At 62.2% G+C, this 13,261-nt stretch carries 12 protein-coding genes; 5 read left to right on the top strand and 7 right to left on the bottom strand.

Translation table 11 applies throughout. The features are described from left to right. The first annotated feature begins 253 nt into the window (after positions 1 to 253). Positions 254 to 2,266 (top strand): PhoX family protein, encoded by a 2,013-nt coding sequence (locus AC3WWH_RS05555; protein WP_113399296.1) that lies wholly within the window; start codon positions 254 to 256, stop codon positions 2,264 to 2,266. A gap of 179 nt (positions 2,267 to 2,445) precedes the next feature. Here AC3WWH_RS05555 and AC3WWH_RS05550 read toward each other — a convergent pair whose 3' ends face one another. Together AC3WWH_RS05550 and recO are read right to left on the bottom strand one after the other, a co-directional pair. Next, positions 2,446 to 2,955: a PaaI family thioesterase gene (locus AC3WWH_RS05550; protein ID WP_058320258.1), complete on the bottom strand. Its 510-nt coding sequence runs from the start codon at positions 2,953 to 2,955 to the stop codon at positions 2,446 to 2,448. Between the two features lie 16 nt (positions 2,956 to 2,971). Further along, positions 2,972 to 3,718, bottom strand: a complete 747-nt coding sequence (recO, locus tag AC3WWH_RS05545; RefSeq protein ID WP_058320259.1) for a DNA repair protein RecO — start codon at positions 3,716 to 3,718, stop codon at positions 2,972 to 2,974. Between the two features lie 215 nt (positions 3,719 to 3,933). On the opposite strand from recO, the gene AC3WWH_RS05540 reads away from it, so the two are divergent. Continuing rightward, positions 3,934 to 4,677 carry a L,D-transpeptidase gene (locus tag AC3WWH_RS05540; RefSeq protein ID WP_058320260.1) on the top strand — a complete coding sequence of 248 codons (744 nt, stop codon included), beginning with the start codon at positions 3,934 to 3,936 and terminating at the stop codon, positions 4,675 to 4,677. 26 nt (positions 4,678 to 4,703) lie between these two features. Here AC3WWH_RS05540 and AC3WWH_RS05535 read toward each other — a convergent pair whose 3' ends face one another. Together AC3WWH_RS05535 and AC3WWH_RS05530 are read right to left on the bottom strand one after the other, a co-directional pair. Further along, positions 4,704 to 5,063 carry a hypothetical protein gene (locus tag AC3WWH_RS05535; RefSeq protein WP_057252792.1) on the bottom strand — a complete coding sequence of 120 codons (360 nt, stop codon included), beginning with the start codon at positions 5,061 to 5,063 and terminating at the stop codon, positions 4,704 to 4,706. A gap of 112 nt (positions 5,064 to 5,175) precedes the next feature. After that, positions 5,176 to 5,658 (bottom strand): SRPBCC domain-containing protein, encoded by a 483-nt coding sequence (locus AC3WWH_RS05530; RefSeq protein ID WP_058320261.1) that lies wholly within the window; start codon positions 5,656 to 5,658, stop codon positions 5,176 to 5,178. Between the two features lie 50 nt (positions 5,659 to 5,708). Here AC3WWH_RS05530 and AC3WWH_RS05525 point away from each other — a divergent pair, with 50 nt between their 5' ends. From AC3WWH_RS05525 to rkpK, 3 genes are all read left to right on the top strand, one after another. Next, positions 5,709 to 6,041 (top strand): ArsR/SmtB family transcription factor, encoded by a 333-nt coding sequence (locus tag AC3WWH_RS05525; protein ID WP_058320262.1) that lies wholly within the window; start codon positions 5,709 to 5,711, stop codon positions 6,039 to 6,041. A 70-nt stretch (positions 6,042 to 6,111) separates the two neighbouring features. Further along, complete coding sequence (locus tag AC3WWH_RS05520; RefSeq protein WP_058320513.1) at positions 6,112 to 7,155, top strand: NAD-dependent epimerase; 1,044 nt, start codon at positions 6,112 to 6,114, stop codon at positions 7,153 to 7,155. A 69-nt stretch (positions 7,156 to 7,224) separates the two neighbouring features. Beyond that, positions 7,225 to 8,538, top strand: coding sequence for a UDP-glucose 6-dehydrogenase (gene rkpK / locus AC3WWH_RS05515; protein WP_058320263.1), 1,314 nt, complete (start codon positions 7,225 to 7,227; stop codon positions 8,536 to 8,538). A gap of 49 nt (positions 8,539 to 8,587) precedes the next feature. Here rkpK and AC3WWH_RS05510 read toward each other — a convergent pair whose 3' ends face one another. The 3 genes from AC3WWH_RS05510 to AC3WWH_RS05500 form a co-directional block, all read right to left on the bottom strand. Next, complete coding sequence (locus AC3WWH_RS05510) at positions 8,588 to 8,905, bottom strand: hypothetical protein (RefSeq protein WP_058320264.1); 318 nt, start codon at positions 8,903 to 8,905, stop codon at positions 8,588 to 8,590. A gap of 231 nt (positions 8,906 to 9,136) precedes the next feature. Continuing rightward, on the bottom strand, positions 9,137 to 11,443 hold the full coding sequence (locus tag AC3WWH_RS05505; protein ID WP_058320265.1) for a Tex family protein: 2,307 nt from the start codon (positions 11,441 to 11,443) through the stop codon (positions 9,137 to 9,139). 214 nt (positions 11,444 to 11,657) lie between these two features. Beyond that, on the bottom strand, positions 11,658 to 12,965 hold the full coding sequence (locus tag AC3WWH_RS05500; RefSeq protein ID WP_058320266.1) for a cyclopropane fatty acid synthase: 1,308 nt from the start codon (positions 12,963 to 12,965) through the stop codon (positions 11,658 to 11,660). Positions 12,966 to 13,261: the final 296 nt, after the last annotated feature.

Raw genomic sequence — 13,261 nt, 5'->3', positions numbered from 1 at the left:
TTTTTACGCGCGCCCCAAATCGCTACAGCGCCGCGCGTCTTATCAGACTAGCAAAGGTCGCTGTAGCACTCTGAATTGCTGCGTGTCTTTGTCCTTAAATCGGAGGCGATTTCAGGAAACATGCAATAGACGGCCGAGCACTGTAATCTCTTCACGGAATTGTCGCAGAACTGTCACCGAGCAACTGGTACAGGCGGATGAACACCGCTGTCTCGGCGCGGTGGTTTCCATCGTTCAACCAGGAGACCCGATCATGGACAAGCATCTCGGCCAGACGGAAGAGACCGAATTCAAGACGCTGACGGAACGCAGGGAAGAGCTGGAAGACATTGGCCACAACTGTTCCACCAACCCGACGATGGGCGACATTATCCATCGCCGTTTCTCGCGCCGCTCGTTCATCGGCGGCTCGCTCGCCGTTGCCGCGATTTCGACGACGGTCAGCCCGCTGGCTCTCCTGACTGCACAAGAAGCACGCGCCGAGGAAGGTTCGCGCTTCGACTTCACCGAGATCGAAGCCGGCGTCGACGAGAAGCACCATGTCGCCGAAGGTTACGATGCCGACATCCTGCTGCGCTGGGGCGACAAGATCTTCGCCGACAGCCCGGAGTTCGACCCGAAGAACCAGACGGCCGCCGCCCAGGAAAAGCTGTTCGGCTACAACAACGACTATGTCGGCTTCATTCCGCTTGAGGGCAGCGCCGACCATGGCCTCCTGGTCGTCAACCACGAATATACCAATGCCGAGCTGATGTTCCCGGCCTTCGCCAGCGTCGTGAAGGAAAAGGTGACGAAGGACGGCAAGGAAGTCGAGGAGGAGAAGGTCGTTCTCGGTGAGTACACCAAGGAACTGGTCGACATCGAAATGGCCGCCCATGGCGGCACGATCATCGAAATCCGCAAGGTCGACGGCAAGTGGCAGCCGGTTCTCGACGGCAAGAACAACCGTCGCATCACGGTCAACACCGAGATGCAGATCACCGGGCCGGCGGCCGGTCATGACCGTCTGAAGACGCCGTCCGACCCGACGGGAAAGAAGGTGTTCGGAACGATCAACAATTGCGCCGGCGGGGTCACCGCCTGGGGCACCTACATGATGGCCGAAGAAAACTTCAACGGCTATTTCGGTGGCGAGCTCGCCGAAGACCACCCGGAATACAAGCAGCTCAAGCGCCTGGGCGCACCGGGCGGCCAGTACGAATGGGCCTCCTTCTACGACCGTTTCGACGTCTCCAAGGAGCCGACCGAGGCCAACCGCTTCGGCTGGATTGTCGAGGTCGATGCGCTGGATCCGACCTCGGTGCCGAAGAAGCGCACCGCGCTCGGCCGCTACAAGCACGAGGGTTGCGAATCGATCGTCAACAAGGACGGCCGCGTCGTGCTCTATTCCGGCGACGACGAGCGTTACGACTATGTCTACAAGTTCGTGACCAAGGGCATCTTCAACCCTGATGATCGCGCCGCCAACATGGACCTCTTCGACGAAGGCACGCTCTATGTCGCCAAGTTCGACGAGGACGGCACCGTCACCTGGATGCCGCTTACCCACGGCGAAGGCCCGCTGACCGAGGCCAACGGCTTCGCCTCGCAGGCGGACGTGCTGATCAACACCCGCTTCGCCGCCGACGCGCTCGGTGCCACCAAGATGGACCGCCCGGAGGACGTTCAGCCGAACCCTAGGACGGGCAAGGTCTACGTGATGCTGACCAACAACACCAAGCGCAAGGCAGAAGAAGTCGACGCCGCCAACCCGCGCGCCAAGAACGCTTTTGGCCACATCGTCGAGATCACCGAAACCGACGGCGACTTCGCCTCGCTGAAGAGCCGCTGGGATGTGCTCCTGAAGTGCGGCGATCCTGCTGTTGCCGAGGTTGGCGCCTCGTTCTCGACGGCGACCACCAAGAACGGCTGGTTCGGCATGCCCGACAACTGCGCCATCGACACCGACGGCCGCCTTTGGGTATCGACCGACGGTAACAACCAGAAGGAAACCGGCCGGACCGACGGCATATGGGCGATCGACACGGACGGCAGTGCCCGCGGCACGTCGAAGCTCTTCTTCCGCGTGCCGGTTGGCGCCGAAATGTGCGGCCCCTGTTTCAACCCGACGTCGGACACCTTCTTCCTGGCCGTCCAGCATCCGGGCGACGCCGGTCTTGCCACTTACGAGACGCCGGCAACCCGCTGGCCTGACTTCAAGGACGACATGCCGGTGCGTCCGGCCGTCGTCGCCGTGACCAAGCAGGGCGGCGGCCGCATCGGCTGACAAAAGCTGCGATCGCAAAGAAGAACGCCGCGCTTTACCGCGCGGCGTTTCTTGTTTCTGGAGTTGTATTTGACGCCGCAATTCCGGACGGAAAACCGCTTCACACTTTTCCTGGAATGGTATTTGAAGCGACGCAATTCCGGACGGAAAACCGCTTCGCACTTTTCCTGGAATTGCTCTTAACGCCGCAGATTGTCGATCGGGAAGATCGCGCAGGTTTCGGTGCCGTGAGCCAGCAGCTTGCCGTTTCCGTCGCGAAGCCAGGCTTCCGAAGTCGCGATCGTCCGGCCACGGTGCACGATACGTCCTTCGCAGAAGACTTCGCCCATGCCCGGCAGCAACGGCCGCACGAGGTTGACCTTGAATTCCACCGTCGTATAGGCCTCGCCGGGTTTCACCGTGGTGAAAACCGCGCAGCCGAGCGCCGAGTCCATGATCGTCGCCGTCCATCCGCCATGCACCGTGCCGAGCGGATTGAGATGTTCCTCGGTCGGAAATCCCTTGAAGACCACCCGGCCGTCTTCGACTTCGCTCAGTCCGAACTTCAGTGTCTTCGACATCGGCGGCGCCGGCAGCTCGCCGCTCAGCAAGTCCTGCATCGCCTTGAGACCGCCGTCGCGGGCGACGCGGTCGAGCGACAGCACGCCGATGCCGGATACGGACATGCCGGGATAAAGTTCTTGATACATTGATAACTCCTGGGGATCAGGCGGCTGAGGATTGCGCTTTCAGCGCTTTGAGTGCCGCATGGACGAAGCCGTCGCGCGCGGAAGAAACGTCGAGGCCGCGCGGCTCATAGACATGGCGGTGGAGGAAGAAGGCGGTCAGGCGGAAAGCGGCGGCAAGGCTGTCGTGATCGGCAGCCCGGCGTGCTTCGGCGGAGAGGAAATCCGGCAATGCCAGCATACGGTCCGCATAACGTTCCCCGGCCGAGCGGCAAACCGCCCTGCCCGATTTTGGCGACACATAGACAAGCTCGGTGCGGGCGCCGGTTGCCACACATTCCGTCAGATCGAGCCCGAAGCCGAGATCGTTGAGAACCGCGAGCTCGAAGCGCACGAACAGTTCTCCGGCATCGGCCGGATCGGCGAGATGATCGACAATGACGGTGAGCGCCTCGTAGAGATGCGGATGCGGGTCACGCTCAGGAAGCAGCCGCAGGAGTGCTCCGAGCGCTTGGATGCCATAGACCGAGGTCGCCGCTTCCATCAAACGTGCAGCGCGCAGTTCCACCGGCTCGATGCGGAATTCCCCCATATGCTCGTCAAGCCGCGCGCGCCAGGTGACTTCCACCGAATTGCCCGGCTGCAGCACCGGCTGCATGACGCGCGAGCGGCCCGAGCGCACCATGCCGAGATGCCGGCCGTGGGCGGCGCTCATGACCTCCACGATGGCCGAGCTTTCGCCGTGCCGCCGTATGCCGAGAATAATGGCCTGATCGCTCCATTGCATGGATATGGCATACACCCGCGATCGAAATCGGATCAAGCGATGTTGCGATAGCCAGCGTGATAGGGCCGACTGTCGCCATTCGGCCACACTCACTGGCTGCCTCATTTGCGACATGCTGTCGCCGCCCCGACGCCGTCTTTGACATTAGAACGGAAGAGCGGCAAAAGCCGTGCCTCCCGCCCGAAAAAAACAATCAGCAGGATCAAAACTTCATTATGTGTGTGTCCCGGAACAGCGCCGGCCGCCTGGCGCAGCTCTTCGCCCTCCTTCTCGCCACCTCGACGCTCGCCAGTTGCGTCACCACGTCAGTGCCGGCCAAGCCGAAGGGACCGGATCCATACTATGTGGCGATGTACGGGCCGCTGCCCAGCGAAAAGTTCCCGCTGGAGGCGATCGACATCAGCAAGGTCGACAAGCGCTATCTGCGCCAACAGGTCGCCTACCAGACGTACGAGCCGCCGGGCACAATCGTAATCGATACCCAGAACCGCTTCCTCTACCTCGTCCAGGATGGCGGCATGGCAATGCGCTACGGCATCGGCGTCGGCAAGGCGGGCCTGGAATTCGAGGGCGAGGCGCGCATCGCGCGCAAGGCCGAATGGCCGCGCTGGACGCCGACACAGGACATGGTGGCACGCGAACCGGAGCGCTATGGCCCGCTTGCCGGCGGCATGGAGCCGGGCGTGCGCAACCCGCTCGGTCCGCGCGCGCTCTATCTCTTCCAGGGCAATCGCGACACGCTGTTCCGCATCCACGGCACGACCGAGGCCTGGTCGATCGGCAAAGCCGTTTCGAGCGGCTGCATCCGTCTTTTCAACCCCGATATCATCGATCTCTACAGCCGCGTCCCGCTCGACTCGCGCGTCGTCGTGCTGCAAGCCGAACCGCCGATGACCGAGCCAACCGCCGGCGTGCCGATGGCGAGCGTTTCGAACGGCGGCCTGCCGCCCGCCTACTGATGCCTGCTTGACGGAATGCCGGCCGCCTACCAGGCGTCCGGCGTCCGCACCATGTGCACGATATTGGCCGGGTTCATGATCCAGCCGCCGCGAAAACCTTCGCCGAGATCTTCCACCGCATCACAGCGCACAACGCCCCTGGCGGCGAGATGATCAAGTGCGCCCACATGGTCATCGGTAAAGAGTTCGAGCCAGACCTCGGCCTGGCTGTAGTTCGGCGCCTCGTCGATCCAGAGTTGGTTGGGCCCAAGCTTGAAGCCGATGGCCGGCAGCTTTTCTTCGATGGGTTCGAGGCCGACCGTGTCGCGATAGAAGGCGACGACTGCTTCGTATTGATGCGAGGGAACCTTCACCGCGATATTGATGCCGCCTGTAATTTTCGTCATGGCGCAATCTCCTATTGCCGCCCGACGACTGCCGATGCGGCTCATTGTTTGTGTTTCGATTGTCGATAATCTCGCGCCCGGATCCGGAGCGGAAAGCCCGGTGCCGGCTGGCTCAGGCTTGCGGCTCAAGTGCCGGCTTGCCTGAGAGTTCGCTGAGGTAATAGCCCTGGCGCAGGTTGATGCCGTATTCGAGCCAGGCCTTCATGCAGGCAAGCATCTGCGACCAGCCTTCGCAGTTGACATAAGACCCCTTCTGCCCCTGCTCGTTCTCACGCCATCCCTTTTCGGCGATCGTCACCATGGTGGCGCCGTCATCCAGCGACTGGAAACACATCTCCACGCGGGTCTGGTAGGGCTCCTCGCCCTTGGCGACCATGGCGTCCCAGCGAAAAACGATCCTCTCGTTCTGCTCAACCGCCTCGACCTGGACCGGCACTTCCCCCCACCATTTGACCGTAGCGCCGGTGACCAGCGGCCCGCTGATGCCGCCAAGGGTGACGAAATAGCGACTGAGCTGATCCGGATTGACGACGGCATCGAAGACCTGGGCGACCGGGCGATCGATCCGTCCATTCACACGGAATTCGAAGGGCATCTGATGTTCCTCCTATTGAGCCCGAACAGAATATGTTATAAAAACATAACATGTCAACCGATTCGAAAGACGACCTCGTTTTCAAGGCTTTGGCCAATGGACTGCGCCGCCAGATGCTTGACGCCATGAAGCACGCGCCGCAGACGACCGGCATGCTCTGCGAGCAATTCGGCAATCTCGATCGCTGCACCGTCATGCAGCATTTGAAGGTGCTGGAAGAGGCCGAACTCGTGCTCGTTCGCCGCGAGGGCCGCGAGCGCTGGAACCACTTGAACGCTTTGCCGATCCAAGCCATTCACGACCGCTGGATCAGCCAATATGCGGGGCACGCAATGTCGGTCCTCTCCGCCCTGCAACAGGGACTGGGCCAACCGTCGGAGTGATGGTTTCGACTTTCCATTGCCCGGCTTTCTTCGTAAGAACGCCCTGACAACACAATCTGGGGACATGGTCGTGCGCTACCTCATCACCGGCACCGCGGGCTTCATCGGCTTTCATCTCGCCAAGCGATTGATCGACGAAGGACATTTCGTGGTCGGCTTCGACGGCATGACCCCCTATTACGACGTGACGCTGAAGCAGCGCCGGCATGAGATCCTGGCGCGTTCGAACGGCTTCAAGGCTGTCGTCGGCATGCTCGAGGATCGGGCAGCGCTCAACCATGCGGCGGAGATTGCCGAGCCCGAGGTCATCATCCACCTCGCGGCCCAGGCCGGCGTCCGATACAGCCTTGAAAATCCCAAGGCCTATGTCGATTCCAACCTGATCGGCTCGTGGAACATCCTGGAGCTGGCGCGGGAACTCGGCCCAAGACACCTGATGCTCGCTTCGACGTCCTCGATCTACGGCGCCAACGAGAAGATCCCGTTTGCGGAGACCGATCGCGCCGACGAGCCGATGACGCTCTATGCCGCCACCAAGAAATCGATGGAACTGATGGCGCACAGCTATGCCCATCTCTACAAGGTTCCAACCACTGCCTTCCGCTTCTTCACGGTCTATGGTCCCTGGGGGCGGCCTGATATGGCGCTGTTCAAATTCGTCGATGCCATCCACAAGGGACAGCCGATCGACATTTATGGCGAAGGCCGTATGAGCCGCGACTTCACCTATATCGACGACCTCGTCGAAGGTATCCTCAGGCTCTCGCATGTGGCCCCGGCAGAAGAGAACCGCGTGCCATCCGAGAAGGCCGAGGACACGCTGTCGCGCCAAGGACCGTTCCGCGTCGTCAACGTCGGCGGCGGCCAGCCGGTCGAACTGATGACGTTCGTCGAAACGGTCGAGAAGGCCGTCGGCAAACCGGCACTGCGCAACATGCTGCCGATGCAGCAGGGCGACGTGCCGCGCACCTATGCCTCCCCCGATCTTCTGGAGGCATTGACAGATTTCAAACCCTCAATCCCGGTGGAAGAAGGCGTGGCGCGCTTTGCCGCCTGGTATGAGGAATACTACAATGTTGGCGGGAAAGCCGGATCCTCGGCCTCGCAGGCATAGATACGTGCAAACCAGCATGGTTTCAGCGTTCGCGGACAAGAGCTCGCCAGACAACAAAGGAAAGAGCCTATGAAAATCACAATGATCGGCGCCGGCTATGTAGGCCTCGTTTCCGGTGTGTGTTTTGCGGATTTCGGCCACGACGTCGTCTGTCTCGACAAGGACGAGAGCAAGATCGACGCGCTGATGCAGGGGCGTATTCCGATCTTCGAACCCGGCCTCGACCATCTGGTGGCCAGCAACGTCGCCTCGGGTCGGCTGTCGTTCACGACCGATCTCGTTTCCGCCGTCGCCGACAGCGACGTCATTTTCATCGCGGTCGGTACGCCTTCCCGCCGCGGCGATGGTCATGCCGACCTCTCCTACGTGTACGCGGCGGCCCGCGAGATTGCCGAGAACCTCGAGGGGTTCACCGTCATCGTTACCAAATCCACCGTTCCGGTCGGCACGGGCGATGAGGTCGAGCGCATCATTCGCGAAACCAATCCTGACGCCGATTTCGCCGTCGTCTCCAATCCGGAATTCCTGCGCGAGGGTGCGGCGATCGAGGACTTCAAGCGGCCGGACCGGATCGTCATCGGTGTTGTCGACGATGATGCGCGGGCGCGTGACGTCATGACCGAGGTTTACCGGCCGCTCTATCTCAACCAGTCGCCGCTCGTCTTCACGTCGCGCCGCACCTCCGAACTGATCAAGTATGCCGGCAATGCCTTCCTGGCGATGAAGATCACCTTCATCAACGAGATGGCCGACCTCTGCGAAAAGGTCGGCGCCAATGTCCAGGACGTCGCCCGCGGCATCGGCCTCGACGGCCGCATCGGCTCGAAGTTCCTGCATGCCGGCCCCGGCTACGGCGGCTCGTGCTTCCCGAAGGACACGCTGGCACTGGTCAAGACCGCGCAGGACCATGACGCGCCCGTCCGGCTCGTCGAGACCACCGTTGCGATCAACGACAACCGCAAGCGGGCAATGGGCCGCAAGGTGATTGCGGCTGCCGGCGGCGACGTGCGCGGCCACAAAATCGCGATCCTCGGCCTCACCTTCAAGCCGAACACCGACGACATGCGCGACAGTCCGGCGATCGCCATCGTGCAGACGCTGCGGGATGCCGGCGCCCACATTATCGGCTACGACCCGGAAGGCATGGAGAACGCGAAGAAGATCATCGACGGCATCGACTATGCCAGCGATCCCTATGAGGCGGCCAACGAAGCGGATGCGCTGGTGATCGTAACGGAATGGAACGAGTTCCGCGCGCTTGACTTCCGCCGCTTGAAGTCGGCGATGAAGACACCCATTCTCGTCGACCTCAGGAACATCTATCGCCAGGACGAGGTCGTGAAACACGGCTTTGCCTATTCCAGCATCGGCCGGCCCCTCTGAGGGGCCTCGGTCCACGGGAGGGGCGGAAGCGGACAGAACGGCGCGCCGATTATGCTTTTGGAATCGGCAGCGGCGGCAGAGCTTCCCAACTCTTGCCGGCAAGGATGACGCAGCTACGGCCGTTGACGTCCGTGACGATCAATGTCCAGCTGCCGTTGTCGGCCGCATAGACTTCCAGGATCGCCTGAGGATTGATGAGCGCCGTCGCGGCTGGCTTTTCCCGATACTGCCGCGCCAGAAACTCGATCACCTCGGATCGGTTCGCGCAATTTATCGGGGCCTGCGAAACTGCGGGGACCGGGCGCGCCGTCACCCCGGCTGCCAGAAGGGCGGCCAGCGCGAAGCCGCGGATCACCTTGCGTACCATCACGCAACTCCTTTCACCGGATGCCCGGCGGAGGAGGAGTTTCCGCTAACCTTTTCCGCCGTAAATCCGGCTGCTCCATCGGCGCACTGCTCACAAAACAGCGCAGTTGCCACGATGGAGAGAGTATGGCGGAAAGCCGCGATTATTACAATTATCTAAATTATAGACCATCCATCGGGGGCGCCGCGCGTCGCAATGACGCGTGGCGCTGTAGAACCGATGCCGAAGCCGCTATTTGCGCTTCATCGCCTCCATCAGGGCCGCACCAAAGGCGCCCTGCGACGGCGCTTGCGGCTTCTGCGGGCGCGTGGGCGCGCCACGGTTGCCGCCATTCGGTGCGCTGCCACGGGCCTCGCGGCCTGACTCAGCGCCACCATCCTTCCGCATCGTCAGGCCGATGCGCTTGCGGGCGACATCCACCTCGGTGACGCGGACAGTCACGACATCCCCGGCCTTCACCACTTCATGGGGGTCCTTGATGAAACGGTCCGCGAGTTGAGACACGTGGACGAGGCCATCCTGGTGGACGCCGATGTCGACGAAGGCACCGAAAGCCGCGACATTGGTGACGGTGCCCTCGAGCTGCATGCCGACCTTCAGGTCCTTGATGTCGTCGATGCCCTCGGCAAAGGTCGCGGTCTTGAAGCTCGGGCGCGGGTCACGGCCCGGCTTTTCGAGTTCGGCGAGAATGTCCTTGACGGTCGGCAAGCCGAAGCGCTCGTCCACGAAGGTCCGTGGGTCGAGTTGCTTCAGGGCGACACTGTCGCCCATCAGAGCGCGCACGTCGCGCCCGCAGGCGGCCACGATCTTCTTGGCGACGCCATAGGCTTCCGGATGGACGGAGGAGGCATCGAGCGGCTCCTTGCCGTTCGGGATGCGCAGGAAGCCTGCGCACTGTTCGAAGGTGCGCGCGCCGAGCCGCGGCACTTTCAACAGTTCCTTGCGGCTTCCAAACGGCCCGGTCGCGTCACGATGCGCGACGATCGCCTCGGCCGAGGATTTGCCGAGGCCGGACACCCGGGCAAGCAGCGGTGCCGACGCCGTGTTGACGTCGACGCCGACGGCGTTCACCGCGTCTTCCACCACCGCATCGAGCGAGCGGCTGAGCTTCGACTGGTCGACGTCGTGCTGGTACTGGCCAACGCCGATCGACTTCGGCTCGATCTTCACAAGCTCGGCCAGCGGATCCTGCAAGCGGCGGGCGATCGAGACTGCACCGCGCAGCGAAACGTCGAGGCCGGGGAACTCCAAGGCGGCCGTTTCAGATGCCGAGTAAACCGAGGCGCCGGCTTCGGAAACGATGACCTTGGTCGGCTTCGGCGCCGGCAGCTGCAGGAGCATGTCGGCAACGAGCTTTTCGGTCTCACGGCTGCCGGTTCCGTTGCCGATCGCGATCAGCTCCACCTTGTGCTTGCGGATCAGCGAGGCGAGCTCGGCCTGCGTGCCACGAACGTCGTTCTTCGGTGGGAACGGGTAGACGGTCGTCGTTTCGAGCAGCTTGCCGGTGCCGTCGACCACCGCGACCTTGACGCCGGTGCGGATGCCCGGATCGAGGCCCATCGTGGCCCGCGATCCCGCAGGCGCGGCAAGCAGCAGGTCCTTGAGGTTGCGGGCGAAGACGTGGATCGCCTCCTCTTCGGCACGCTCGCGCAGTTCACGCATCAGGTCGAGCGACAGCGACATGGAGAGCTTCACGCGCCAGGTCCAGCCGATCATCTCGGCCAGCCATTTGTCACCCGGCAGATGGGCGCCGACATTGTAGGCGGCGGCGATCATGCGCTCGACCGGCTTTACCGGCGACGTGTCGTCCTGATCGACGACGATATCAACGGACAGAACCTCTTCGTTCCAACCGCGCAGCATCGCCAGCGCCCGGTGACCGGGCGTCGTCGCCCAGCGCTCGGAATGGTCGAAATAGTCGGAGAACTTGGCGCCCGCCTCCTGCTTGCCGTCGACGACCTTGGCGCGCAGGAAGGCGGCGCCCTTCATGTGGTTGCGAAGGCGGCCAAGCAGATCGGCGTTTTCGGTCATGCCTTCGGCGATGATGTCGCGCGCGCCATCAAGCGCCGCCTTCACATCAACCACCTCGGCGGTCAGGAAGGCCGTTGCGCGATCGGCCGGCGCGACGGAGCGATCGGCCAGGATCGCTTCCGCCAGCGGCGCGAGGCCACGCTCGCGGGCGATCTCAGCCTTGGTGCGGCGCTTCGGCTTGTAGGGCAGATAGATGTCTTCGAGTTCCGCCTTGGTTTCGACGGCAGCGATCTTGGCTTCCAGTTCGTCCGACAGCTTGTCCTGCCCGCGGATCGACTCGAGGATCGATGCCCGACGCGCCTCGAGTTCGCGCAAGTAAGTCAGCCGCTCCGACAGCATACGCAATTGCGTGTCGTCTAGGCCGCCGGTCACTTCCTTGCGGTAGCGCGCGATGAACGGCACAGTTGCCCCCTCGTCCAACAGCTCGACAGCGGCTTTAACCTGCGAAGGTGCTGCCTTGATTTCGCTGGCAATAATGGCGGCGATGGATTTAGCGGGGTTGGCCATGGGAATTCCGTCTTTCCTGCAGCGCTTGGAAGCCCTGCACGTTTTGTCCTTGGATCGGAGATGATCCGCGGAAACAGGCAGTCGTTTGGTCGGCGACCATAAAGGCGCAGGGCTTCGAGGCCAAGTGAAGGCCTTCGGAGGAAATTCCGAACTCCACAGAAGATGGGGGATGGCCATCCCGTGTCGACCTATAGCGACAGGGATGGCCCTTGCATCAGACCGCGATCGCAGCCGGTTCGATGTGTTCTTCCGCCGGCGCCTCGTCCCAATTGTTGACCGGTTCGAGCGGCGGCCGACGCTTCTCGAACTCGATCAATTGCCGCTCCCGCTCCTCGATGTAGCCGCGCGTGACCGGCACGGCATCGAGAGAAGGCGAGAGCTGAAGCTGGAAGATGAAGTGTTTGTCGTAGAGGAAGGCCGTTTCGGAAGCCGCCAGGTAGAACTCCCACATGCGGAAGAAGCGTTCGTCGTAGAGCCTTACCGCCTCTTCGCGGCGCGCGACGAAACGCTCCCGCCAGGCCCGCAAGGTCCAGGCATAGTGCATCGGCAGGATCTCGACATCCTTCACCAGCAGCCGCATACGCTCGACCGACGGCAGAACCTCGGAGAGAGCGGGAATATAACCGCCGGGGAAGATGTACTTTTCGATCCACGGGTTGGTCGCCCAGGGCTTGTAGACCTGGCCGATCGAATGCAGCAGCATGACGCCTTCCGGCGTCAGCAACTCCTTCATCTTGTTGAAGAAATTTCCGTAATTGCCGATGCCGACATGCTCGAACATGCCGACGGAGACGATGCGGTCGAACTGCCGGCCCTCAAGGGTGCGGTAGTCCTGCAGTTCGAAGCGGACACGATCGGAAAGCCCGCGCCTGGCGGCACGATCACGGGAAACCTTCAGCTGCTCCTCGCTGAGCGTGATGCCCGTGACTTCGACTCCGGAGGATTCGGCCAGATACATAGCCATCCCGCCCCAGCCGGAACCGACCTCCAGCACCTTCTGCCCCGGCTCCAGCAGAAGCTTCGCGGCGATGTGCCGCTTCTTGGCGAGCTGTGCTGCGTCGAGCGATATTCCCCGCGGCTGGAAATAGGCGCAGGAATATTGCCAGTCCTCGTCGAGGAACAGGTTGAAGAGATTGCGATCGAGATCGTAGTGATGGGCGACGTTGTTCCGGTTGCGATTGACCGGCATGCGGCTCACCAACTGCTGGCGCAGCACATGCCACAGGCCTGTGATCGTGTTGGTGGCATTTGCCGCATTCTCGATGCCGTTCGCCTTCACGATCGAAAGCACGTCGAAAATGTCACCTCTTTCGATGACGACGCGCCCATCCATGTACATTTCACCAAAGCGAAGGCCCGGGTCCCGGACGATCGCATTCTCCGCCTCCGCGTCGACGATGCGGATTGATGCCGGTTTTCCGGTGCCGTCACCCAAAATGACCTGTTCGCCGGAAGAAAAAGTCACCGTCAGATTGCCGTTGCGCACCAGACGGCGAAGCAAAGTCAACAATGCTGCATTCATATCTCACCCCTACCAGACCTACATACGTGTCCTGGCGCACGAGAGATGCGAAGGGCCGGCTCTTTCGGGGCTTCCGGGGGTTGCGTGAGCGCGCATGGCGAACAGACGCGAGCACGTCCGGAAGCGGCGAGAACCGGCTCGGGCGTGGCGTCACGGGCATCCAGCGGGCGCGTCAGGATCCTTGTGCTTGCCCCGCCGGAAATTCGTCAGGCCAGCCGCCATCGGGCTCCTATCCATCAGAACTTCCATTAATTTAGGAAGCTTCCATCGATTGGCAATGGGTTCTCTATGGCCCC

It is taken from the genome of Ensifer sp. EB106-03-01-XG145 (assembly GCF_058792075.1).
This window is presented reverse-complemented; position numbering and strand designations above follow the sequence as displayed.